The 21,696-nt window shown below is 59.8% G+C and carries 25 protein-coding genes; 18 read left to right on the top strand and 7 right to left on the bottom strand.

What is annotated here, in order from left to right; all coding sequences use genetic code 11:
* Positions 1 to 34 precede the first annotated feature (34 nt).
* Entirely contained in the window at positions 35 to 1,321 is a 1,287-nt protein-coding gene (locus tag LU688_RS07470; protein WP_232888275.1) for an NAD(P)/FAD-dependent oxidoreductase, read from the top strand.
* A 47-nt stretch (positions 1,322 to 1,368) separates the two neighbouring features.
* Here the strand turns inward: LU688_RS07470 and LU688_RS07465 are convergent, their stop codons facing one another.
* Genes LU688_RS07465 through LU688_RS07440 form a run of 6 tightly spaced genes read right to left on the bottom strand, consistent with a single transcriptional unit; the run spans position 1,369 to position 6,787 of the window.
* On the bottom strand, positions 1,369 to 3,315 hold the full coding sequence (locus tag LU688_RS07465) for a response regulator (protein WP_232888276.1): 1,947 nt from the start codon (positions 3,313 to 3,315) through the stop codon (positions 1,369 to 1,371).
* A complete protein-coding gene (locus LU688_RS07460) occupies positions 3,305 to 4,168 on the bottom strand; it encodes a sensor histidine kinase (RefSeq protein ID WP_094010085.1) in 864 nt (287 codons plus the stop codon). Before LU688_RS07460 ends, LU688_RS07465 begins: the two co-directional genes overlap by 11 nt.
* Positions 4,161 to 5,171, bottom strand: a complete 1,011-nt coding sequence (locus LU688_RS07455) for an ATP-binding protein (protein WP_094010086.1) — start codon at positions 5,169 to 5,171, stop codon at positions 4,161 to 4,163. The genes LU688_RS07460 and LU688_RS07455 overlap by 8 nt, the downstream gene beginning before the upstream one ends.
* Positions 5,168 to 5,572: an anti-sigma regulatory factor gene (locus LU688_RS07450; RefSeq protein WP_023628759.1), complete on the bottom strand. Its 405-nt coding sequence runs from the start codon at positions 5,570 to 5,572 to the stop codon at positions 5,168 to 5,170. The genes LU688_RS07455 and LU688_RS07450 overlap by 4 nt, the downstream gene beginning before the upstream one ends.
* Entirely contained in the window at positions 5,569 to 5,931 is a 363-nt protein-coding gene (locus LU688_RS07445) for an STAS domain-containing protein (protein WP_023628760.1), read from the bottom strand. The genes LU688_RS07450 and LU688_RS07445 overlap by 4 nt, the downstream gene beginning before the upstream one ends.
* 4 nt (positions 5,932 to 5,935) lie before the next feature.
* Entirely contained in the window at positions 5,936 to 6,787 is an 852-nt protein-coding gene (locus tag LU688_RS07440; protein WP_094010087.1) for an STAS domain-containing protein, read from the bottom strand.
* A gap of 450 nt (positions 6,788 to 7,237) precedes the next feature.
* Between LU688_RS07440 and LU688_RS07435 the strand changes: the two genes are divergently transcribed.
* From LU688_RS07435 to LU688_RS27770, 13 genes are all read left to right on the top strand, one after another.
* A complete protein-coding gene (locus LU688_RS07435; protein WP_023628762.1) occupies positions 7,238 to 8,116 on the top strand; it encodes a ParA family protein in 879 nt (292 codons plus the stop codon).
* 1 nt (position 8,117) lies between these two features.
* Positions 8,118 to 8,876, top strand: coding sequence for a hypothetical protein (locus LU688_RS07430; RefSeq protein ID WP_023628763.1), 759 nt, complete (start codon positions 8,118 to 8,120; stop codon positions 8,874 to 8,876).
* Positions 8,873 to 9,400, top strand: a complete 528-nt coding sequence (locus LU688_RS07425) for a hypothetical protein (RefSeq protein ID WP_023628764.1) — start codon at positions 8,873 to 8,875, stop codon at positions 9,398 to 9,400. Before LU688_RS07430 ends, LU688_RS07425 begins: the two co-directional genes overlap by 4 nt.
* Positions 9,397 to 9,642 carry a hypothetical protein gene (locus tag LU688_RS07420; protein ID WP_023628765.1) on the top strand — a complete coding sequence of 82 codons (246 nt, stop codon included), beginning with the start codon at positions 9,397 to 9,399 and terminating at the stop codon, positions 9,640 to 9,642. The genes LU688_RS07425 and LU688_RS07420 overlap by 4 nt, the downstream gene beginning before the upstream one ends.
* The gene (locus tag LU688_RS07415) at positions 9,642 to 10,340 is read left to right on the top strand and encodes a DUF2786 domain-containing protein (protein WP_023628766.1); all 699 of its coding nucleotides are present in this window, start codon (positions 9,642 to 9,644) and stop codon (positions 10,338 to 10,340) included. Before LU688_RS07420 ends, LU688_RS07415 begins: the two co-directional genes overlap by 1 nt.
* Positions 10,337 to 11,683 (top strand): replicative DNA helicase, encoded by a 1,347-nt coding sequence (dnaB, locus tag LU688_RS07410; protein WP_232888277.1) that lies wholly within the window; start codon positions 10,337 to 10,339, stop codon positions 11,681 to 11,683. Before LU688_RS07415 ends, dnaB begins: the two co-directional genes overlap by 4 nt.
* A gap of 174 nt (positions 11,684 to 11,857) precedes the next feature.
* Positions 11,858 to 12,385, top strand: coding sequence for a hypothetical protein (locus tag LU688_RS07405; RefSeq protein ID WP_028692975.1), 528 nt, complete (start codon positions 11,858 to 11,860; stop codon positions 12,383 to 12,385).
* Between the two features lie 225 nt (positions 12,386 to 12,610).
* Positions 12,611 to 13,615, top strand: coding sequence for a nucleoid-associated protein YejK (yejK, locus tag LU688_RS07395; RefSeq protein WP_023628769.1), 1,005 nt, complete (start codon positions 12,611 to 12,613; stop codon positions 13,613 to 13,615).
* Between the two features lie 11 nt (positions 13,616 to 13,626).
* A complete protein-coding gene (locus LU688_RS07390; protein WP_023628770.1) occupies positions 13,627 to 13,974 on the top strand; it encodes an Arc family DNA-binding protein in 348 nt (115 codons plus the stop codon).
* 1 nt (position 13,975) lies between these two features.
* Complete coding sequence (locus LU688_RS07385; RefSeq protein WP_023628771.1) at positions 13,976 to 15,688, top strand: ParB family protein; 1,713 nt, start codon at positions 13,976 to 13,978, stop codon at positions 15,686 to 15,688.
* A 32-nt stretch (positions 15,689 to 15,720) separates the two neighbouring features.
* Entirely contained in the window at positions 15,721 to 16,416 is a 696-nt protein-coding gene (locus LU688_RS07380; protein WP_023628772.1) for a DUF2857 domain-containing protein, read from the top strand.
* Positions 16,413 to 17,711, top strand: a complete 1,299-nt coding sequence (locus LU688_RS07375) for an STY4528 family pathogenicity island replication protein (RefSeq protein ID WP_023628773.1) — start codon at positions 16,413 to 16,415, stop codon at positions 17,709 to 17,711. Before LU688_RS07380 ends, LU688_RS07375 begins: the two co-directional genes overlap by 4 nt.
* Positions 17,704 to 18,423: a prepilin peptidase gene (locus tag LU688_RS27770; protein ID WP_023628774.1), complete on the top strand. Its 720-nt coding sequence runs from the start codon at positions 17,704 to 17,706 to the stop codon at positions 18,421 to 18,423. The genes LU688_RS07375 and LU688_RS27770 overlap by 8 nt, the downstream gene beginning before the upstream one ends.
* Here LU688_RS27770 and LU688_RS07370 read toward each other — a convergent pair.
* Complete coding sequence (locus LU688_RS07370; protein WP_143524245.1) at positions 18,377 to 18,745, bottom strand: hypothetical protein; 369 nt, start codon at positions 18,743 to 18,745, stop codon at positions 18,377 to 18,379. The genes LU688_RS27770 and LU688_RS07370 overlap by 47 nt on opposite strands.
* A gap of 314 nt (positions 18,746 to 19,059) precedes the next feature.
* On the opposite strand from LU688_RS07370, the gene LU688_RS07365 reads away from it, so the two are divergent.
* The 4 genes from LU688_RS07365 to LU688_RS07350 all read left to right on the top strand — a co-directional run bounded on the left by LU688_RS07365 (position 19,060) and on the right by LU688_RS07350 (position 21,437).
* Positions 19,060 to 19,785: a PFL_4669 family integrating conjugative element protein gene (locus tag LU688_RS07365; RefSeq protein ID WP_023628776.1), complete on the top strand. Its 726-nt coding sequence runs from the start codon at positions 19,060 to 19,062 to the stop codon at positions 19,783 to 19,785.
* A gap of 26 nt (positions 19,786 to 19,811) precedes the next feature.
* A complete protein-coding gene (locus LU688_RS07360; protein ID WP_230852995.1) occupies positions 19,812 to 20,327 on the top strand; it encodes a DUF3158 family protein in 516 nt (171 codons plus the stop codon).
* 13 nt (positions 20,328 to 20,340) lie between these two features.
* Positions 20,341 to 20,853, top strand: a complete 513-nt coding sequence (locus LU688_RS07355) for a single-stranded DNA-binding protein (protein WP_023628778.1) — start codon at positions 20,341 to 20,343, stop codon at positions 20,851 to 20,853.
* A 197-nt stretch (positions 20,854 to 21,050) separates the two neighbouring features.
* The gene (locus tag LU688_RS07350; protein ID WP_023628779.1) at positions 21,051 to 21,437 is read left to right on the top strand and encodes a hypothetical protein; all 387 of its coding nucleotides are present in this window, start codon (positions 21,051 to 21,053) and stop codon (positions 21,435 to 21,437) included.
* Positions 21,438 to 21,696: the final 259 nt, after the last annotated feature.

The raw sequence follows: 21,696 nt of genomic DNA, 5'->3' as shown, positions 1-21,696 counted from the left end.
GCCTCGGTCCGCCCATCTGCGTCATGGAACCCTTATGAACAGCACCCTCGACTCCTACTACGAAGCCAGTGCCAGCAGAACCCTCTACCCTGCCCAAACGGGACGCACCGATGCCCGTGTGTGCATCCTGGGCGGCGGTCTGGCCGGGCTTTCGACCGCGATAGGGCTTGCCGAGCGCGGAGTGAGCGACGTGACGATTCTTGAATCACAACGTATCGGCCACGGTGCCTCGGGGCGTAATGGCGGCTTCGTCTTCGGCGGCTACAGTCTCGGCAGCGCGGACTTGCTGTCGGCACTGGGCGCCGACGAGGCCCGCAAGCTGTATCGACTGACCCTCGAGGCCGTCGACCTCATTCGCGAGCGCACCCATCGCTACGCCATCGATTGCGATCTGGTCGACCAGGGCGTGATCCTCGCCAACTGGTTCAACGACCCATCGCGCCTGGACAAGCCGCGCCAGTTGATGAAGGAGGCCTATGGCGTCGACTGGCAATACATCACCCCAGGCGAACTGAAGGAACAGCTCAGGACCGGACGCTATTACGGCGGGTTGCTGGAGCGCAACGCATTCCACTTCCACCCGCTCAAATACGTCTGCGGCATCGCCGAGGCTGCCACCCTAGCCGGGGTGACAATCTACGAGCAGTCGCCGGTGACCGGCATCGAAAAGAAGGCTGGCGGTTACATCGTGCGCACCCGCCAGGGCGAGGTTCATGCCGAGGAGGTCGTGTTCAGCGCAGGGGGCTACGCCCGAGGCGTCTACCCCCCGATCGAGCGCGCCGTGCTACCGATCGCCACCTATATAGTGACCACTCCACCACTGGGCGCGCACCTGCCGGATGCCATCAACTGCCAGTCGGCCATCTACGACACACGCTTCGCCTTCGACTACTACCGCCCGTTGAAAGACACCCGGATCCTCTGGGGTGGACGCATCTCCATCCTCGACCGCGGGCCCCAGGCCATCGCCAGGTTGCTCAAGGCTGACTTGGTCAGCGTCTACCCGCAACTCGAAGACGTGGAACTGGAATACGCCTGGGGCGGCTTGATGAGCTACGGACGCCACCAGATAGCGCAGATTGGCCAGGATGGTAACGGCATATGGCATGCGGTCGGATTCGGCGGCCATGGCATGGCACCGACCACCGTTGCCGGCGAAGTCCTGGCGCAGGCCATCGCTCACCGCCAGCCGATCCCGAGCGGTTTCAGCCAGTTCGGCCTAGACCGGACCTTTGGCGTGGCCGGCCTGCTGGCGGCGCAGGCCACCTACACCGCTTATCAAGCACGAGACGCCTTCGATGCACGGCGCCTAAACCGCTGACGTCGGCACGCCATTGCTGGAAATGCCTAGAAGAAGACGGTACGCCATCAGCCCAAACGCACTACCGCGCGCTTGACCTTGTCGAGCAACTCCGACATTTTGAATGGCTTGACCAGCATGTCCATCCCAGCCCCCAGGAACGCTTGGCGGTCCAGCGCCGCATCGGCATACCCGGTCATGAACAGCACCGGCAGCCCCGGTCGATGCAACCGTGCGATATCAGCCAGCTCTCGCCCACTCATGGTGGGTAATCCAACATCAGTCAGCAACAGGTCGATGCTCTGCAGTTGCTGCAGATGCTGCAACGCCTCATCGGTGGTCGACGCCAGTGTGCAGCGGTACCCTGCCTCGCCCAGCGCCTCGGCCACCGACAGTCGGACCGAGGCCGTGTCCTCCACGATCAGCACGTGCTCGCCATTGCCCTGCTGGTCATTCCCTACCTCGCGGTCCACGCTGACCGCCGCCTCATCGCTGGCCGGCAGCAACAGCGTCACCTCGGTACCCTCGCCAACAACGCTGCGCAGCTCCACATGCCCACCCGACTGGCGAGCGAAACCGTAGATGGTCGACAAGCCCAGACCAGTGCCCTGGCCGAGGGGCTTGGTGGTGAAGAACGGATCGAAGACCTTGTCGATCAAGCCGGCCTCGATGCCGCTGCCGTTGTCGCGCACGGTCACGGCAACGTAGGCGCCATCGGCGAGGTTGGCGTCGCCTTGGCACCAGACCGCCGAGGTATTGACCCAGATGTGCCCGCCTTTGGGCAGGGCATCGCGGGCGTTGATGACCAGGTTGAGCACCGCGCTTTCCAGTTGCACCGGGTCGACCAGGGCGATGGCCGGCAGGGTGGACAGCTCCAGGGTCAGGGTGACTCGTTCACCGATCGTGCGGGTCACCAGTTCCTCAAGCGAGCGCACGTGCTGGTTGACGTCAACTGGACGGGTATCGAGCGGTTGCTGACGGGCAAAGGCCAGCAGCCGCTGGGTGAGCACAGCGGCGCTGTTGGCCGAGCTCAGCGCCACCTCGGCGTACTTCGGCACCTTATCCACACGGTTTTCCGCCACCCGCTTGCGGATCAGCTCAAGGCTGGTGATGATGCCGGTAAGCAGGTTGTTGAAATCGTGGGCGATGCCCCCGGTGAGACTGCCCAGGGCGTCCATTTTCTGCAACTGCAACAGTTGCGCCTCGGTGCGCACGCGCTCGGCTACTTCCTTGGCCAATTGGCTGTTGGCATCGTCCAGGCGTGCCAGGTGCGAGCGCTCGCGGTGACGGTGTTCGGTAATGTCCTCGACGAACACCAGGCATAGGCCAGGCGCCTGGTACGGGGAAAGTTGCCACTCAGTGTCGCGCGGTTGACCATGCAGACGCATGCCCAGCGTGCCTTTCCAGCGCGCCCCCCGTACCAGGTGCTGGCGCAACTCCTCAAGCGCGTTCAGCTGGCCATCGGCGAAGCACTCGTACAGGCGTTGCGGATCGCGGTTGTCCTGCACCAGGTGGGCGAAGGCATGATTGCATTCGTGCACCTTCAGGTTGCCGTCGAGTACGGCAATGGGGGCGGACACACCCCGGAAGATTTCCTGGAAGCGCGCCTCGCTCTGGCGCAAGGCCCGCTCGGTATCGCGCACCCTCAACAGGGTGCGCAGGGTGGCCAGCAGCACATCCGGGTCTACCGGGTAGACCAGATAGGCATCAGCACCGGCATTCAAGCCGGTAATGATATCGCCGCTCTGGATCGATGCCGCCGACACGTGGATCACCGGCAACAGCGCCGTGCGGCTGTCCTCACGCAGCAGCCGGACAATGTCGAAACCGCTCATGTCCGGCAGGTTGACGTCGAGGATCAGTGCATCCACTTGCTCGTCGCGAATCAGCGCCAGCCCCTCCCCGCCGGTGCCCGCCTCAAGCACTTCGTAACCGTGCGCACCGAGACGACGACGCAGGGCGTAACGGGTGGCGACGTTGTCGTCGACGATCAGCAAGCGCAGGTCAGGTTTCATCAACGTTATCCTGGGCCAAAGCCAGTGGAATGATCACGAAGAACGTTGAACCGACACCCGGCTCGCTGTGCACGCCCACCTCCCCGCCTAGCAGCGCGACGAAACGCTTGCATAATGACAGCCCCAGCCCGGTGCCACGCAGGCGTTTTTGCAACGGTGAATCGACCTGGGCGAAATCCTCGAATAGCGTACCCAACAGGTCCGAGGCGATGCCGATGCCGGTGTCGCTGACGGCGAAGCGGATGTGTTGAGCATCGACGAGTTGCGCCGATACCCGCACTTCACCGCGGGTGGTGAACTTCAAGGCATTGGAGATGAAGTTGCGCAAGATCTGCGCTAGTTTCTTGTCGTCGGTGTAGAGACGCGGCAGCCCCACCGGCTCTTCGAAAATCAGGTCGACCGCCGTGGCGTCGACGATCGGCCGAAACATCCCGCGCAGCGCCGCGAACAGGTCGAACATGTCGAACCAGGCCGGCGAGATGGTGATGCGCCCGGCTTCGATCTTGGCGAGGTCGAGCAGGTCATCGACCATGTCCGACAACTCGCGGGTCGCATTGCTGACAAAGGCCACTTGGCGGTGCTGCTCTTCCGACAGCGGCCCGTCGAGCTCGTCGGCCAGCAGACTGGTGATGCTCAGTATCGAGCCCAGCGGGGTGCGGAACTCGTGGCTCATGTACGACAGGAAGCGACTTTTCAGGTCTGACGCCTGGCGCAAGTGCTCGGCCTGGATGTCGAGCTCGGCATACAGGGCCAGCACTCCTTGATTGGTTTCTTCAAGCTCGGCGCGCAGGGCCTCATTTTCAGCCTGCAGGCGCGCAAACTGCTCGGCGTCTTGCATGGGAAGCTCAGCCATGGTCTGGCTCCAGGTCGATGACCAGCACCGTCACGTCGTCCCGCCCCCGGCAAAAATCGCGGTGCAGCACGGTAGCAATCACCGCCGGATGGCGATGCACCAACCCGGGGTACTCTTGCAGGTTCCAGCGCGACTGCAGGCCGTCGCTGTAGAGGATCAGCAGGTTGCCAGTCACGTCAGCGTAGTCGAAGACCTGGGCCTTGCGATATTGCCCGCCGACGATCCCTGGCAGCGAAGGCATACCGCGCATCCGCGTCGGCGCCACCAGGCTGGCGCCGATGTTACCGATGCCGGTGAAGGCCATATGGCCGCTGCGCAGATCGTGTTGGGCGATGGCCACCGCGCCGCCGCGGGTACTGCTCATCGCCAGGTGCAGCCGCTCGATCAGCAGAAGTGGATCCATAAAGGCGTGCTCGGCGAATGCCGCTGCAGCGCTCTGGGCCGCCTCCTCGGCTTGCGTGCCATGCCCCAGGCCGTCGACCAGCAAGGCGCTGAGGCGCCCATGGGTGAGCTTGACGTGCCAGGTGTCGCCGCAAGCCGGATCGTCATGTAACGCATGATGGCTTACACCGATGCGCAGATCGCGGTTCTTGGCATCGCGTCGGTACACGCGAGCCATGATCACCGAGCCGCGAGCGTCGGTGTGCATATCGAACACCTCGGCCAGGCGTGTCACCGCTCCCAGGCCAATACCCTGGGTGCCGCCGGTGGAATAACCATCGGCCAGGCATGTCTGAGCATCGAACCCCTGGGCCCGGTCCACTGCCACCAACTCGATGCCCAGGCCACTGGCACCAGGCACGGTGCGCAGGTGCAAGGCGCCCTGTCCGGCGTGCTTGAGCACGTTGCTGGCCAGCTCGGTAGCCAGCAATGCCACTCGGCCAGCCTCCTCGCTGTCGAAGCCTTGTTGCTCTGCCAGGCGCTGTGCGGTGCGCCGGGCGTGCCCGACCTGGCTGGCCTCATCCAGGGGCAGGACCAGCGTCCTGCTGGCGGGAATGTTCATATCCATCGCGTGATCGTCACTCGCGTGCCCTCTCCTGGCACGGTGTCGAGCTCGAACTCGTCCACCAGACGGCGCGCACCGGTCAAGCCCAGGCCAAGGCCATTGCCGGAGGTCCAGCCATCGGTCAGGGCCAGCTTCAGGTCGGCGATGCCTGGCCCTTCGTCGCGAAATAACAAGCGCACACCGGTGCGGCCCGCTTCCTCGAGCACCTGCCAATCCATATCGCCCCCGCCGCCATAGACCACGGTGTTGCGTGCCAGCTCGCTGACGGCGGTAACCAGCTTGGTCAGATCCACCAGGCGCATGCCGCAGTCGCTGGCCAGTTTGCGTGCCAACTGCCGGGCCAGTACCACATCCTGCTCGATGCGTACCGGCAGGCTGCCACTGTGCTCGCCGCTCATGGCCGCCTCACATGCTGGCTGAGCCGCTGCATGCCACGCTCCACATCCAACGCCGTGCTCACCCCAGGTAGGGTCAAGCCCAGCTCCACCAAGGTAATGGCCACGGCCGGCTGCATGCCCACCACCATCACTCGGGCATCCATCAGCCGCGACAGGCTGGCGATGTCAGCGATCATCCGGCCAATGAACGAATCGACCATGTCCAGCGCCGAGATGTCGAGCAACACCCCTCGGGCGGAAGTGGCGCTGATGCGGTCGGTAAGGTCGTCCTGCAAGCGCATGGCCAGCTTGTCATGCATGTCGACCTGAATGGTAACGAGCAGGAACTCGCCCATCCGCAAAATCGGGATACGCTCCATGGGCTTATACCTGCTCGCCCAGGTTCACGCCCAAGCGCTTGAGCGCGAGCTTCAGGGCATCGGCGAGGTTGGCCTTGGTGGTCAGGGTGCCCAGGTCCAGCCCCAGATGCACGATGGTCTGCGCGATCTGCGGGCGCACGCCGCTGATGATGCAGTCGGCGCCCATCAGACGGATGGCGGTGACGGTCTTGAGCAGATGCTGGGCGACCAGGGTATCGACAGTCGGCACACCAGTGATGTCGATGATGGCGATTTCCGAACCGGTGTCGACGATACGTTGCAGCAACGACTCCATCACGGTCTGGCTTCGTTGCGAATCGAGCGTGCCGATCAGCGGCAGGGCCAGCACGCCATCCCACAGCTTGACCACCGGAGTGGACAGCTCCAGCAACTCTTCCTGCTGGCGCTTGATAACCGCTTCGCGGGTCTTTTGGAAGGTGCGGATGGTGTGCATCCCTAAAGTGTCGAGCAATTCGGAGATCAACCACAGTTGCTCGGCCAAGCGCGCCGGGTCGTCGCTGAAATGCGTTTGCAGCAGGCTGAACAGGGGCCGCTTGAGGGCGAAGATGAAATACGCCGCCTGGTGCGAGTCGTGCCCCAGTTGGGCACGGCTGGCCGAGAGCCTTTCCAGGAACCGGCGGGCTTCGTCCCAGTCGCTGCTGACAATGTCATTGCCACTGTCTGCCTGCAAGACATCGATCAGCAGTTGCAGGAAATCGCGGGTTTCCTGCGACAGGGTTTGCTCCTTGATATTACGGGTAGCGCCATTGGCCTCAAGCGCCGCTACCCATTGCACCAACAGTTGCGCATGATTGTGCTTGATTGCTTCCAATGTGCTGCCGTGCAGTGATGCCATGTGCGTTCGCTCCTATGCGGTTAGGCCGGCATCCCCATGAACAGCCGACCTGCCAAGAATGACATTTAGCGCTGCAAATAGTTGTAGAGAATGAAAAGATAAATGCAAAAAGCCACCGCGCCGGAGAAGCGGGCATTTGCGAAGGGAATAATGAGAGTGGCTGGATCAGCGACAACGTGCGATAGAGCGTGTCAGCTCAAAAAGCACCAAGTCTTTGTGTATTTTGGCCCAGAAACGAAAAAACCCGCCAATAGGGCGGGTTTTTCGTATCAACCATTCCAGACCGGAAAGGCTGAGAATATGGTGGGTCGTGTAGGATTCGAACCTACGACCAATTGGTTAAAAGACAATTGGGATCTAGGCCGATAATTCCACCTAGGGAGGGGTTTTCAGCACCATTCCGCGCCTAGGCACGCAGCCTCTAATGAAATCCACATTAGAGGCATGGCAATGACACATCCGAAGAAAGCAAAACGAGCAGGTAAGGTTTCAACCAAAGGCGGCACCGGTAAATCCACCGGCTCCACCAATCTGGGGGCATTCACAGCAGACGCTGGGTTGCGCACCCTCCTCATCGATCTGGACCCCGTCCAGCCTTCCGCATCCTCCTATTTCCCCCTGGAGTACACTGCCCCGGGCGGCATTTTCGAGCTGCTGTCGTACAACGAGACCGACCCGGCCAAGATCATCTCCCGCACGTCGATCAAGAATCTCGACGTCATCATTTCGAACGATGCCAACAACCAGCTCAACAACCTCATACTGCAGGCGCCTGATGGCAGACTGCGACTAGCCAACCTGATGTCGGCTTTCGATGCCGATTACGATCTCATCCTCTTTGACACCCAGGGCGCCCGCTCTGCGATGCTGGAGATGGTCGTTCTTGCATCTGATATCATCCTCTCCCCCCTCCCCCCGAACATGTTGGCCGCGCGCGAATTCAGCCGTGGAACCATCCATATGATGGATGGCCTGCGCAGTTACGCTCGTCTCGGCCTCACCATTCCCCACATCAACATCATCATCAACGGCCTGGATGAAACTGCTGACGCGCGCGAGATCCACCGCACCGTCCGTGAAATCTTCGACGGGAACCCAGACTACACCGTCCTGCAATCGATCATTCCAGATGCCGTCATCTTCAAGAAAGCCGCGAGCCAAGGCGTGCCGGCGCATCGGCTTGAATATCGTCAACCTTCGAACCGTAAGTCGCCGGCGGCGCTGAACATCATCCGCAGCTTGGCGATCGAGGCCTTCCCTGAGTGGACGGACCGCTTCGAGGCAATGACCGAAGAGCGTGTAGCCCAAATCGTCAAAGAAGGGCGCTGAGATGGCCAAGAGACCCATCGTCATCACCGATGCCAGCGACATCACTACCGAACTGGTTCTGCAACTCGGGAGAACGCACTCCGCCAAGGACCTTCGCAGCGTCCAAACCCGGCTCACCTCCATCGCAGGTGATCTGCGCAAGTTCGGGTATCACTGGAATAAAGAGTCTGGGCTACTCGGAAAACTCGGAGAGCACCTGACCGATGCTCAACGGCAGCTTCTGCTCGACGCATCGCGCCTGGTTGAATCCATCGGCAACAACGTTACTCATGCCAAGGAAAAACTTGTTCGGACCGAGAAGGACACGAAACGCCGGCAAGATGCCCGTGATGCACTGGCGAAGCAGCTCGTTGCGCGTACATTCCCCTTGCCCACCGAAACCCATGAAGAACGGCTCGAGACGATCAAGGCTGCACTCATCCTGAATCGTGCACGACAGTTCCATACCTCCTACAACCCATCTGAATTCAACCTCTACGTCAGGAGCGATCTGAAGACGCCTGATCGACTCTACGGGGCCTCACCTGAGCAACACCGGGTCGGGAATATCCAAACACTCCGTTACTTCATGATCAGCGACCTGACCAGCCACCTTGCTTATGACGATGGTTCGTCGGTTGAGGAACGTCTGCGACTCCTGCAGGAGAAAGTGGCCGAAGCTGTTGGCCTGGCTGCCTTGACAGCAGACGAACGCGAGACCCTGCGCCTGTGGAAAGAGGCTCTCTCCCCCGATGGGGCGAAGCAGGAGGGCCAAGCATGAACAACGTCAGCCAACAGCAGCTCGACCTTCTCTGGCACACCTTGGGTCTGTCCGCCGAAAACAGACACCGGCGCACAGTTAGCCGCAATTACTTTCTCACAAGCCCAGGTTGCAGCGATGCACGACAGCTCGACGTGCTCGTCGCAGCAGGGCTCATGTCGTGCGGAAAGCCTCCAGCTTTTTGTCCCCAGGATGAAGTTGTTTATCGCGCTACGAGTCAGGGCCAGCACTTCGCAGAGACCAGCCTCCCTCCGCTACCAAAACTCACTCGGTATGACGAGTTTCTGGATGCAGACAGCGGGCTTGAGTTTCACGAATGGCTCGGGATCGAAAAACCCACGATTGAGCATCGTTGTAAGTCATTCGGCTACAGCGAAGTGGGCAGCCTGATCTCTATAGAGTCCGGCTGTCGCATGAGCTCAAGCCGTGCTACGGGCGAGTGGTGCAAGACCAAGAAAGACGCCAAGGCCAGTTACAAAGCGGCCTTAGCGGCTTCGAAGGCTCATCGCGCGGAGGCTGCATGATGAATCCTGCCTCTATTTCCCAGTTCGCTGGCACGCTTTGCCTGTACCTCATGAACTGCTCTGTGGCACTGGCGACCGCCTATGGCTTGGGTTCGATCTTCAAAGCCCCGCTCGCCGAAATCGCTCTGCAGGGTTCGGTCTACTCGGCCTATGCGCTCGGCACGGTCGGGACGCTGAATCTCCTGGTGCTGATCGCATCAGCTATGCGTGGACAACCTCGCCAACTTGGGGAGGGCTCCTGATGGACAAGCAGAAGATCCTCGACAAAGTCACCAAGCTGATGGCCTTGGCCAACAGCCCAGGGGCAAACACGAACGAGGCAGCAATCGCATTGCGCCAGGCCCGCTCGCTCATGGCCCAGTACAACATCGACGCAGACGAACTGCGGGCCAGCCAAGTTCTTGAAGCAAGTATCCCCACGGGCACACGTCGATCCCCAGCGGATTGGTTGCATGCCCTCGCCGGAACATGTGCAGCCGCATTCGACTGCAGCCACCTCTCTTACTACCACCCATTGAAGGGTTACTGCTTCAAGTTCCTGGGCAAGGGTATCGGTCCGGATCTGGCTGCCTATGCCTACAGCAGCCTCGTCCTGCAGTTACAGAAAGCACGTCGCGAGCATGTCTCGCAGCAGAAACGGTGCCAGCTGAAGACCAAACGACGCCGCGGCCAACTGTTTGCGGAGGGTTGGATTGGAGCAGTGGCCTACAAAGTTCGAGAGTTCGCGGGTGACCTGGCTCCGGAGATCAAGGCTGAGATCACGGCCTACTTGACCGTGCATCACCCTGACTTGAAGCAAAGCGACATCACGCCAAGCGAAGCCAAAGGCCACGATCGTAGCTCTCTGTACGCAGGTATTCGGCAAGGCCGGCATGCTCAGCTCCACCACGGAGTTGGCCGCACCGAACAGCCTGGCATTTCCCACGGGGGTGCCAGATGACCGACCTGAGCTATTCACCTCCTCACTCCATGGAGGCGGAACAGGGCGTCCTGGGCGGGCTGATGCTGGACAACGAAGCCTGGGATCTCGTCGGTGACCTACTGCAGGCAGATGACTTCTTTCGGGGCGAACACAGGCTGATTTTCACCGCTATCCAAGAACTGTCAGAGAAAAACAGCCCTTTCGACGTGGTCACGATTTTCGAGCAGATGGCCGTCCCCGAGGAGGTTGGAGGACTTTCCTACCTGGCAGAGCTGGCCAAGAACACCCCGTCTGTAGCGAATATCCAATCGTATGCGGAGATCGTGCGTAATCGCGCACACCTTCGTCGCATCATGTCCCTGTGTTTCCAGGGGACACGGGATGCAGCTGAACTTGCTGCTGACGCGGCGGAGGTTCAGGACACGCTCGAGCAGAAGCTGTTCGCGCTGGGCGAAGGTCGCGTTGTACGTGAATTCGCCAACATGAACGAGGCACTGCTCTCTGTCGTCGACAAGATCGACGCGAATTTCAACGGTCATGTGACCGTAACGGGGGTGCCAACAGGCATCACCGATCTCGATGAAATGACGCGCGGCCTGCAGCCAGCAGACCTGATGATCGTCGGCGCGCGCCCATCCATGGGCAAGACCTCGTTCTGCTTGAGCATCGTAGATGCCGCGCTGAACAGTAAGCCTGACGAGATCGTGCTGGTTTTCAGCATGGAGATGCCTACCGAGGCCCTCATCTACCGAATGCTGGCAATTTTGGGCCACATCGACCTGAGCAGGCTCCTGTCCGGTCAGTTGCAGGACGAGGACTGGCCCAAACTCTCCGCCGCCGTGCATCGCATGAGCGCATACGGCAACCGTCTGGTCATCGATGACAGTGCAAACCTCACTCCTGCTGCGATGCGCGCCAAGGTTCGACGCGCTAGCCGGCGCTTTGGGAGGCCCTGCTTGATCATGGCGGATTACCTGCAACTCATGCGCTGCCCTGGGCAAGAGAACCGGGCCAATGAGATCAGCGAGATATCTCGTTCCCTCAAGGGAATCGCGAAGGAATTCAACTGCCCCTTCGTAGCTCTTTCTCAGCTCAACCGGGCTCTGGAGCAACGTCAGAACAAACGACCAGTCAACGCCGATCTGCGCGACAGCGGAGCGATCGAGCAAGACGCCGACATCATCCTCTTCGTGTACCGAGACGAGGTGTACAACGAAAACACCGAGTTCAAGGGGATTGCCGAGCTGATTATCGGCAAACAACGCCAAGGGCCTACGGGCTATGTACGCGCAGCCTTTATCGCCAACCAAACTCGCTTCGCAAACCTCACTGCTGACCATTGGCAAGGAGCTGCCGCATGACGCTCACAGAATCCCATCTGATTACGCATGGCTGCCTTAACTGTGGCCGGCACTTCGCGCTTCATCAGGTACGGCAGGTGCATCCTGCTGAGCATACCCCTGAAGGTGAGGCAGAGGTTCTGGTATGCCCGGTCTGCGGCAGCTATGACCCCGTTCCTCTCTCGGAGGTGCCCAATGCAGGCTGAGCAGATCTACCCTTCGATCCCTGCAATCGCAAACACCGACCAATCGGCCTTGGCATTCGCGCACCAGTCTGGCGTAAACGCGGTTTGGCTGGATGCTCTCAGCCAGGTTGTCTCACGGCTCACCCAGTTCGGTGAAACCACGGTGCCTGTTGAGCTGAATGAGGCTCTGCAAGAGCTTGCACAGCTGCAGTACGTCGAGCTGGAAAGCCATGATGCTGGAACGCTGGCAGCGACCCTCCTTGGCCAACCAGCCCTGCTGACCAATTACTTCTGGTCAGTATGGGTACCAAGGCACCTCCTGAGCTGCGGTCTGAAGGTTGCAGTAACCCCCCATCTGACCAGCTCCGTGGACGAGGCTCATCACTGCACCGTGGTCTTCCGGATTCCTGGATCGCGCGAGACTGCACGTGAGTTCCTCACCGACCTGGCCACCCAATATCCGGGCTGCACCCCGGAAATCGTGGCCATCCAAGCGGGTGATGCACTTTGCCCGAAGGAGGCCGGATCCAATGCGTAACCTTCTTCGCGGCGCCCACGACAGTGTCCGCCGGCTTGCTGAGTTTGCCCTCTCCGAGGGCTGGACTCTCTCCAGGTCCAATAGCGGCCACCTGAAGTTCAGCAAGTCCGGCTTCGCACCGATTTTCACTTCCTGCACACCTAGCGACCACCGTTCCGAGCGCAACACCCGGGCGTTGCTTCGACGTGCGGAAGTCCAAAACAGCTCCTCGCGGGGGATTCAATAATGCCGATCCGACACGTAATTATTCACCAGCTCGACAAGCAGCCCGACGGCAGCCCCGCCGTCCTTCATGCCCGTGACACTGAGCTCCCACCGTCCGATGCTATCGTGAGTCTCCAGGGCGACCTGAACGACAGCTACAACGCCAAGCAAGGCAAAGCGTGGGGCTTCTTCCATGGGGAGTCGGGTGCGTACCCATTCAGCGGTTGGCTGAAACAGTACCTGGAGGAGCAGCAAGACTTCACCAGCTTCAGCCGTGTGTCTGTCGAACACCTGCAGAAACTGCTTGAAGAGGTCAACCTGTCCACCGGTGGCCACGTGTTCTTCAGCCATTACCAACAAGGCTTGACTGAGTACTTGATGATCGCTGTCCTCCAGCAGGTCGAAACCGTCAGCCTGGACGGTGATCTTAATGTTGTAGCCTCTCGCTACCTGGACACCAGCAACTTCTCCTGCGCGGCCCGGATCAACCTGAGCGAGTGGCGCAACAACCCTAACTCGAAGCAGTACATTTCCTTCGTTAAAGGCAAAAACGGCAGGAAGAGTTCGGACTACTTCCGCGACTTCATCGGGTGCCAAGAAGGCGTCGACGGGCCAGGTGAAACCCGCACGCTTCTCAAGGCATTCACCGACTACGTCGAGAAAGAGGATCTCCCAGAAGAAAGCGCCCGGGAGAAAACCCACGCGCTGCTCGACTATGCCACCACCCAAACGAAGCTGGGGCAGCCCCTCTCTCTTCAAGAGCTGTCCCAGACTCTCGATGAAGACCGCCCTCAGGCGTTTTACGACCACATCCGCAATAGCGACTACGGCCTATCCCCTGAGATCCCGGCCGATAAGCGCACACTCAACCAGTTCCGCCGTTTCACCGGCCGCGCCGAAGGTCTGTCGATCAGCTTTGAGGCGCACCTGCTCGGTTCCAACGTCACCTACGACGCCGACACCGGCTCGCTGACGATCAAGAACCTGCCCACTCAGCTCACCGACCAACTCAAACGCCGCCAGTAAGGAGAACCACCATGAACGCAACCAATTCCCGTACCGCTGACAAGTTCGTGGTTCGCCTGCCGAATGGCATGCGTGAACAAGTGGCAGAAGTCGCCCGCAAGAACCATCGTTCCATGAACAGCGAAATCATCGATCGCCTCGAGCAATCGCTACTCAACGGTCAATTTGAGCCGGCGCAGAAAGCCCAGGGCGACGGCGCCAACGCAGAGGAGTTGAGATCCGAGCTGACCCGCGCATACCGGATCATCGATCGCCTGTTGCAAAATGCTGTTCCAACTCAAGACGACATTCAGGAAGTGCTGCACCTGGTTCGCCACTCTCCTCTGGCTCACCCGCACGTTGCTGCGGTAGGAGCTTGAGATGGCCGCTACAGACCTCAAAGCCAAGCTTCTCGCTCCAGGCTTCACCCCTACAGGCACCACCGCGGCCATGAGTGACCCTATCGCGGACACCCCATTGGTGCTGACTGTCGAGCAGGTCCTCCCTTGGGAGGATAACCCTCGTACCACTCGCAACCCACGATACGATGAACTCAAGGAGTCGATCCGCCACCGTGGCCTCGACACCCCTCCGCCTGTAACACGCAGACCTGGAGAGGAAAAATACCGGATCCGCAACGGTGGGAACACGCGAATCACAATTCTGAAGGAGCTGTTCCAGGAAACTGGCGACGAAAGGTTTCAGAGGATTAATGTTCTGTTCCGCCCATGGGATCAGATCCGAGGCGAGATCGTGATGCTCACCGGTCACCTGGCCGAGGATCTCAAAGGTGAGCTCAAATTCATCGAGAGAGCTGTCGCGGTGGGTCGAGCGAAGGCGCTTTATGAGGAGGAAAGCGGCGAGACCATTTCCCAGCGCGAGCTCGCTCGACGCCTATCTAAAGATGGGTACCCTATTTCTCAGTCCCATATCAGCAGGATGCTGGATACCCTGCAATTTTTGCTGCCTGCAGTGCCTGGTTTGCTCTACTCCGGTCTCGGTATCGACCGGATCACGAAAATAATCGCGCTGAGAAAATCTGCATTGGCTTGCTGGGACAAGCATTACAGCAATGAAGGCGTTGACTTCGAAATGCTGTTCCAGGACGTCCTTGCCCAGTTCGAGGGAGAAGCGGAAGAATTCCTGTTCCAGCGCTTCCAGGACGAGCTCATCGGCACGATGAAAAAATCGCTGCAGCTCGGCTACGAGGACATTCTGCTGGAGATTACCCAGCAGCAGGATAAGCTCCGTCGCTCAACGCCAGTGGTAGAAGTGCCGAGTACCGGCAAGTCCAGTAATCATCCCGCCAGTCTTTTGGGTACTGGTACAGCTTCACCGGTACCGGTACCGGCATCGCAACAGCTACCTGAAGCTACTGGGAGTTCGCCGAAGCCTTCTCAGCCTCCCCACCAGCCAGCTGCTCCAATGCCGGGAGCTTCGCTCACACCAGAGCAAGAGCAGGAACGGATTGCAGGGCATATCGCGTCCCCAACGAACCTCAGCCAGCGGGTGATCGAGACAAAAGCGAAGGTTGCCGCCCTCAGCGGGGAAACGCTGCCCGATTTCAACTCGAACTGCCTGGTCGCCATCCCCGTGCAAGCCGGCGGACTGCACCCCATTACCGACCTCTGGTACATCGAGCGTCAGATTGACCAACCTGGCGAGTTGCGCAACCAGGTAGCCCAACTGGCCGTGGAGATCCTCGAATCTGTCAACGGCCCTGGCGATATCCAGGTAATCGATGGAGGGATCGGGTTCAAGTACAAACAGCCGGAGACCGAAGTTGAAGTCACTGCAACAGCTCAACATACGCTGACACTGCTTCAGTCATTGAGCGGTGCGATGGCTATCGCACTCAAGATGCTGAACGAGCAACCAAACCCTGCCAGTGCATTGGGCGAATTTGAGTTTGCTGCCGGCCTGGGCCAACTGCTGCTGGGCCAACCTCTGGGTGCTGAGCAGGCACCAGGTGACGAAGGTCGTTTGAGTGACGGTGCGCTGGTCAAGTTATTCCGCATCATTCGGCTGGCTCGACGCCTGATCGACTTGGAAATCGAAGAGTTCAAACGGTCCTCGCCAGTCCAGGACAACTGAACACTCGATGAGATGAATGGGAGGGAGTCTCAATGTCCAAGTCAACACTTAACGAAGCGGTTCTCTCACAGCTGCTTGACCTCATGCGTAACGGTCAACTTCAGCGCTGTGTAGAGATGGGAGTTGAACCAGAGGTGCTGGGCCAGATCCAGCACCCAACAGTCCTCAGTTTGCTCCGCAATACCCCTGTTTCATGGGTCAACGTGTCAATCAACAGCTCAATGATCCTCAAGCTGCTGACCGGCGCCGCGCGTACAGAAGAGGAAACTCGGCTTATCGAGCGCGCGATCCGGCTGGGGGCCACGACCAGCTTGCTCGGCAAGTTCTTCGGGCTCACACCTCAAGAGATAGCCTTGCAGCGTACCGTCATTGGGGTGCGTGCCCCACGCGGTCGATGGCCAGAGCTCTCTGAAGATCAGGATCACCATATTTGGCATCGCTGGACCAAGTTGATGGATGAGCACCGCGTCGAGCTCGAGGACAGCTTGGCCATGCTCGACGTGGCCATGCTGGTTGCCGAGGAGCTGAGCACGGACGGTCTCACGCTTGCGCAGATCTGGTCACGGATCACTCAGTGGGTCGAACAAGGCTTGTATCCAGGCAGCACTGAACGCTCCCGAGTCACTGAGCGACGACAGCTCACCCTTTTGGATGAGGGCGGCCTACGTCATGTCGATGAAAGCGGCACCGCCTCTATCCATCCTGGAGAAGGCGATCAGAGAAGATGAAGCTCACACGGTTCCCGATTTCCACGCTCCTAGATTCGGCCTCGGGGCAACTCGAGGCCCATGTGCAGAAGAAGAGAGCTGAGGACACCGCCCCTACTGCAGCGCCTGCTACACCCTACTCCGGGATAATTTTCAGCGGAAATCCGCATGAAACGGTCCCGCGTAAACTCCTACTCGACAATCGGTTGACCCCCTTGGAACGCAATTGCTGGCAAGTCTTTCGACTGCTGGTCAATGAAGATGGAATCACGGCTTTCCCCACCTATGACCAACTGCGGCCCTACCTCGGCATGAATCCAGGTAAACACGCCTCTAGAGAAACCGTGGCAAAAGCCTTGACGGTGCTCCGTCTGACCCGCTGGTTAAGCCTGGGCCGGACGGTGCGGAATGAGATCAACGGCCAGGTTCAGGGGAACGTCTACCTCCTACACGACGAGCCTGTCACGCCGGCGGAGGCCCTGGAGTTCGACAAGGACTATATGACCTTGCTGATGCAATCCATGGAGCATCAGAACAAAGCGATCAAGGACATCGCGGCAATTACCTGGAGAGAATTCACCAGCGATCCAGACGTTGGGCGACGACTTCCCTCGCGCATTGACACGATTAGCGATCGACTGAACGCCCAGACCTGGGCAGTTGAAACCAAACAAAATGCACTGCCTGCGCCTGAGTTCGGAATCCGAACTCAGCAAGACTTAGCCGTGGATGGACTGAGTTCGGAATCCGAACTCAGTACGAACTCAGCGAAACAGGGGGCCCTCCCCCTCAGTTCGGATTCCGAACTCAGCCTGAAACCACTGAGTTCACCCTCAGTTCGGATTCCGAACTCAGCTAGTACGTATACAAATACAGACAAGTCTGTATCTAAAAGCTCTGTACAACCGCGCGAGAGTGCAGGTGTGAACTGGTTACTTGCCCTAGATCTCCTCAAGCCAGAGGACCGTGTGAAGGCACGTGAGATCATGGGGCCGGTACCGGAGAATCTCCGAGAGGCGGTGATCAACCAGTGGAAGCATCGCTGTACTAGCGGGAGTGTCGCCAAGCCCCTCGCGTACCTGACGAGCCTTGCAGGCAAGGCCATACGGGGTGACTTCAACGCAGAGTGGAGCCCTACAGCGCCTGCTGCAACTCCGACGTCATCGCCAGCGGCCAGCGTGGTAGCACGGCCCACTCAGCCCGCCGTTCCCAAGCCGGCACCGACAGCGACTGCGATGCAGACAGCAAATTCCGCGCTGACCTCGCTGCAGGCCCTGCTTGACCCTCGACGCCGCGTGGAGCCCACCGATGAGTGATTGGATGGGTTCTACGATCACCCTGGGATTTGCCTCTGTTGTGATTGGTATGCTGGCGGGCCGCGTTTGTACCTGGGGCGCTTGCTGCCTACCTGCACTCCTCAAGCGCCAATGGCAGCGGGATGCACGGGAACTGCTGGGGCTGGATTCAGAGAAACATTCCGACCTTCAACCGGCCAGAACCCCTTCGCGAGTAATCTGGACCGCGCAGATTAGCTGCGCTGCGTTGTCACTCGTGGTGACAATGCATTTTGGGCCAACTATGCAGGCCTTCTGTGCCCTGCTGTTTACCTGGATGCTTCTGGCTTTGAGCTTGATCGACAGTGAGCACCACCTACTGCCGGATTCGCTGGTAATACCAGGACTCTGGGCCGGCTTAGTCCTCAACTCCTTCGGACTGTTCACGGTACTGCAGGACGCTCTTTGGGGGTGTGTCGTTGGCTTTGGCTTCTTCTGGTCTGTGAGTCAACTAACCGGACTAATCACTGGCCGAGAAAGCATCGGTAGAGGCGACATTAAGCTGTTGGCATTGATGGGTGCGTGGGGTGGCCTACAGGTACTTGGCTGGACTGTAGTTTGCTCTCTGCTAGGTGCAGGTCTAGCCGCAATGCTTCTCATACTCCTGGGAAAGCGATCTACCGACGCAAGAATTCCATTTGGTCCGTTCATCTCCGCCGCAGGCTGGAGCGCATTTGTGATTCTAACTCATTGATTAATAACCCATGGACCATTAGTCGAGTGATGCGGCCCGCATCATTCACCGGCATCGACACCGGCGCGAGCCAGGTCGAGTGGTTCCACCGGAATCCCCTGATAGTGAGGCCCGCATCATTCACTGGCACCGACACCGGCGCGAGCCAGGTCGAGTGGTTCCACTGGAACCACCTGACAGTGATGCGGCCCGCATCATTCACCGGCACCGGCACCGCCGTGAGCCAGGTCGAGTGATTCCACTGGAATCGCCTGATAGTGATGCGGCCCGCATCACTCACCTGATTCGACACCGGCGCCGAGGCCGGGTCGAGTGGTTCCACCAGAATCCCCTGATAGTGATGCGGCCCGCATCATTCACTGGCACCGGCACCGGCGCGAGCCAGGTCGAGTGGTTCCACTGGAACCACCTGACAGTGATGCGGCCCGCATCATTCACCGGCACCGGCACCGCCGTGAGCCCGATCGAGTGTTGTCACCGGCACCACCTGGGAGTGTTGCGGCCCGCAACACCAGGATGGTGTGCGCCGACTATGACAAATCCAGCACCCCGGGTTCTTCATTTATTACTGCGCGCCCAACAGCCTAAAAGCAGCATGGACATCGTTCACCCACCTTATATAAGGAAACCATGTCCATGGCTGACAACTATCAGCTCAACATCGGCTCCCTCAGGAGCCAGGTCCAGCTGACTCTCCACACCCACCATGCTGCCCGAATCTGGCTGGGCCGCCAGAAGACCGATGACAAACACAGCATCCTCGGGCTGGCGGGCTTCTGCCTCAAGATCAACCAGATCGACCGTGGAGCGGCCCAGGACGACCCATACTCGGACTGGTGGATGATCAGGATCGAAGAGAAGATTCAGGAAGTGGACGATGCCCTGAAGGCCATCGACAGCCGCCTGGATGAAGTGATGGCCCAGTTGCCCAAGGCGCTCGAAATCGGTGAGAACCTCTCCATTCAACCGCTGAAGCTGCCACTCTTCATTTCCAACCCGCTGGGCTTCAAGGGCGTCCATCTACTGACTCAATACGACGAAGTCGTCCGCCGCATCCTGCTGGCTCAGCACGTCGCCATGATCGGCCGCCGCGATGGCGAGATCTGGATAGACGAGGGTGCTCACCTGCTGCGCAGTCTTTTTGGACTGGCCCAGCTCCATCGATTCTCCGGTGCATCGCGTGACGACTTCGCCGCCAACAATGCACGGGCTGAAAACGCGCGCGAGATGTACAAGCGCTACGGCGACATCCCCCAGGACATCCTGGAAGGCACCCGCAGGTCGAACTTTGCCCCGCCCATCCGCCGTGGTTCCGCAGACCCGGTCGAGGATCTGGATGACGATCTCGAAGGCGAGGCCTGATCCTGATGCGTTTGGACCCCCAACCCATGGAGGCCCTGCAACAGGGTGCCTTCAAACCGCTGCAACAGGGTGCCTATCAGGCGCTGCAACAGAGTGCCTCACTAAAAGGCCTTTTAAAGCCCTTTAAAGGTAAGGGGGAGCTGATCCAGTTGGCGGAGCATTGCGCATCGCTGGAGGCAGGGTTGCGCGCCATTACCCAGGAAGTGCTGGCCCAGGTCCGTCAACATCCATTCGCCCTGCTGCCCGTCAGGCTCATCGAGCAAAACACAGCGGCTGGCACAACCTTTCTTCGCTGGCAAAGCGTGCAAGGTCGGCGCATGGGTGTCGGCGTATGGGCCCAGATGATCCACGCCCCCAAAACACCAACCCACTTGCTGCAGGACCTGTTTGCCCTGGAGCAACACCGAATCACCCTGAACATGCAGATCAGCCTCATCCACTCAATCGGCAAACAGGCCGCCGAGTGCGCAGAAAAAATGGGGCAGGCCGAGGCCGAATATCAGGCTCGACTGCAGCAGGTCATGAACCCACCTCAACACTGAACGGAGATACACCATGGGTACACCAGTAGTTTGGGAAGGCAACGTCGGCAACGCTGCCGAGCACCGGTCGTTCGCCAACGGCAACAAAGATCCGCGGCACATGCTGCGACTCAATGTGATGTTCGACAACTCGATCCCTGATGGCCAGGGTGGCTACAAGGATCGTGGTGGCTTCTGGGCCAACGTCGAATGGTGGCACCAGGATGCCGAGCGGTTCGCAGCGCTGTTCCAGAAGGGCATGCGCGTTGTGGTGATTGGCCGCGCGATCATGGACAGCTGGACGGATAAACAAAGTGGCCAGGAGGTGTCTGCGCTCAAGGTCGAAGCCAGCCGGATCGCGATTCTTCCACATCGCATCGAGCACGTATCTCTGTCTGGCGGCGGCGGCGGTCAGCGTCCGACCAACCAACCGCAGGGTCAGGCGCGCAGTCAGACCAGCGGTGGCCAGGCTCAAAACGTGCCTCAGCCGAGCCCCGAGGACATGCGCCACTACGGCGAAGGCTTTGACGACGACATCCCTCTGTAGCCCCCCCTTAATTTGGCGCGCCACATCGCGAAGCTCCTGGTGACAAGGATGTCACTACGAGCTACCCCTCCCTTCGATGAAGCTTCGCCGTAGAAACCCAACTACATCTTGGCAGGCATTTTTCAGGCGCCGTTCGTGAAGTTGCCGATGACAAGGACAGCGCCTCGCCACCTATTTCCGCTTCGAGGTAACGTCCCGTGCACCACGACTACCCGGAATATCCATCCGTCAAAGCGACGGTAGACTCCTCGCGCTACATGGAAGCCGTACATGCTCTCGAAGGCGTTCCCCAGGTCTTTTGCGACGGCGAAACCATCCTCCTGCCCGAGGCTGAGGTGAAGGCCATCGAAATGCTTCGCTCCCAGTTCAAGGCCACCTTTGAGTATGGGCAGGCCGAGGAGTATCAGTTTGCGACCAAGGCCCGGGATGCAGGAGTGACGGCTGAGCTCCTGCGACTTGGGCAGGCAGTTTGCGACATCACAGGCCAACACGCTGAGGTGATGGTTCGTGCCGCATTGGAGGACCCCAGCGCGACGCTGCTGGCTTGGTCGGCACTCTACCGCTCAAGCATGATTCCCCACTAGGTCTGGCACACGGGCATTGGTGTGGGGCCTAATTTTTCCGCCGCCATTCGTGAAGTTTCTGGGAGCCAGAACAGATCGACGCGACCGCCCACTCGACACTTGGCGTCAGATGCCACACAACTCCTGGCGGCCAGAACCTACTGCCCAGGGTCGCGCGCCTCGGGAAGCTCCCGCAACCAGGACGGCAAGTCGTGGCCGAAGGGGCGCTGCAAGCAGCGCTTGCCCAGGTCAGGAGGCGGTTGAAATCGTCGCATTGGCA

Source organism: Pseudomonas soli (assembly GCF_021283165.2).
In the GTDB taxonomy this organism is placed as follows: domain Bacteria; phylum Pseudomonadota; class Gammaproteobacteria; order Pseudomonadales; family Pseudomonadaceae; genus Aquipseudomonas; species Aquipseudomonas soli.
Note: the sequence above shows the minus strand (reverse complement) of the source record. Positions and strands in the feature narration are given on the sequence as shown.

Excerpts from the sequence above, each read along its gene's own strand:
- LU688_RS07470 (WP_232888275.1), top strand. The coding sequence starts at position 35 with ATGAACAGCACCCTCGACTCCTACTACGAAGCCAGTGCCAGCAGAACC.
- LU688_RS07465 (WP_232888276.1), bottom strand. The coding sequence starts at position 3,315 with ATGAAACCTGACCTGCGCTTGCTGATCGTCGACGACAACGTCGCCACC.
- LU688_RS07460 (WP_094010085.1), bottom strand. The coding sequence starts at position 4,168 with ATGGCTGAGCTTCCCATGCAAGACGCCGAGCAGTTTGCGCGCCTGCAG.
- LU688_RS07455 (WP_094010086.1), bottom strand. The coding sequence starts at position 5,171 with ATGAACATTCCCGCCAGCAGGACGCTGGTCCTGCCCCTGGATGAGGCC.
- LU688_RS07450 (WP_023628759.1), bottom strand. The coding sequence starts at position 5,572 with ATGAGCGGCGAGCACAGTGGCAGCCTGCCGGTACGCATCGAGCAGGAT.
- LU688_RS07445 (WP_023628760.1), bottom strand. The coding sequence starts at position 5,931 with ATGGAGCGTATCCCGATTTTGCGGATGGGCGAGTTCCTGCTCGTTACC.
- LU688_RS07440 (WP_094010087.1), bottom strand. The coding sequence starts at position 6,787 with ATGGCATCACTGCACGGCAGCACATTGGAAGCAATCAAGCACAATCAT.
- LU688_RS07435 (WP_023628762.1), top strand. The coding sequence starts at position 7,238 with ATGACACATCCGAAGAAAGCAAAACGAGCAGGTAAGGTTTCAACCAAA.
- LU688_RS07430 (WP_023628763.1), top strand. The coding sequence starts at position 8,118 with ATGGCCAAGAGACCCATCGTCATCACCGATGCCAGCGACATCACTACC.
- LU688_RS07425 (WP_023628764.1), top strand. The coding sequence starts at position 8,873 with ATGAACAACGTCAGCCAACAGCAGCTCGACCTTCTCTGGCACACCTTG.
- LU688_RS07420 (WP_023628765.1), top strand. The coding sequence starts at position 9,397 with ATGATGAATCCTGCCTCTATTTCCCAGTTCGCTGGCACGCTTTGCCTG.
- LU688_RS07415 (WP_023628766.1), top strand. The coding sequence starts at position 9,642 with ATGGACAAGCAGAAGATCCTCGACAAAGTCACCAAGCTGATGGCCTTG.
- dnaB (WP_232888277.1), top strand. The coding sequence starts at position 10,337 with ATGACCGACCTGAGCTATTCACCTCCTCACTCCATGGAGGCGGAACAG.
- LU688_RS07405 (WP_028692975.1), top strand. The coding sequence starts at position 11,858 with ATGCAGGCTGAGCAGATCTACCCTTCGATCCCTGCAATCGCAAACACC.
- yejK (WP_023628769.1), top strand. The coding sequence starts at position 12,611 with ATGCCGATCCGACACGTAATTATTCACCAGCTCGACAAGCAGCCCGAC.
- LU688_RS07390 (WP_023628770.1), top strand. The coding sequence starts at position 13,627 with ATGAACGCAACCAATTCCCGTACCGCTGACAAGTTCGTGGTTCGCCTG.
- LU688_RS07385 (WP_023628771.1), top strand. The coding sequence starts at position 13,976 with ATGGCCGCTACAGACCTCAAAGCCAAGCTTCTCGCTCCAGGCTTCACC.
- LU688_RS07380 (WP_023628772.1), top strand. The coding sequence starts at position 15,721 with ATGTCCAAGTCAACACTTAACGAAGCGGTTCTCTCACAGCTGCTTGAC.
- LU688_RS07375 (WP_023628773.1), top strand. The coding sequence starts at position 16,413 with ATGAAGCTCACACGGTTCCCGATTTCCACGCTCCTAGATTCGGCCTCG.
- LU688_RS27770 (WP_023628774.1), top strand. The coding sequence starts at position 17,704 with ATGAGTGATTGGATGGGTTCTACGATCACCCTGGGATTTGCCTCTGTT.
- LU688_RS07365 (WP_023628776.1), top strand. The coding sequence starts at position 19,060 with ATGGCTGACAACTATCAGCTCAACATCGGCTCCCTCAGGAGCCAGGTC.
- LU688_RS07360 (WP_230852995.1), top strand. The coding sequence starts at position 19,812 with ATGGAGGCCCTGCAACAGGGTGCCTTCAAACCGCTGCAACAGGGTGCC.
- LU688_RS07355 (WP_023628778.1), top strand. The coding sequence starts at position 20,341 with ATGGGTACACCAGTAGTTTGGGAAGGCAACGTCGGCAACGCTGCCGAG.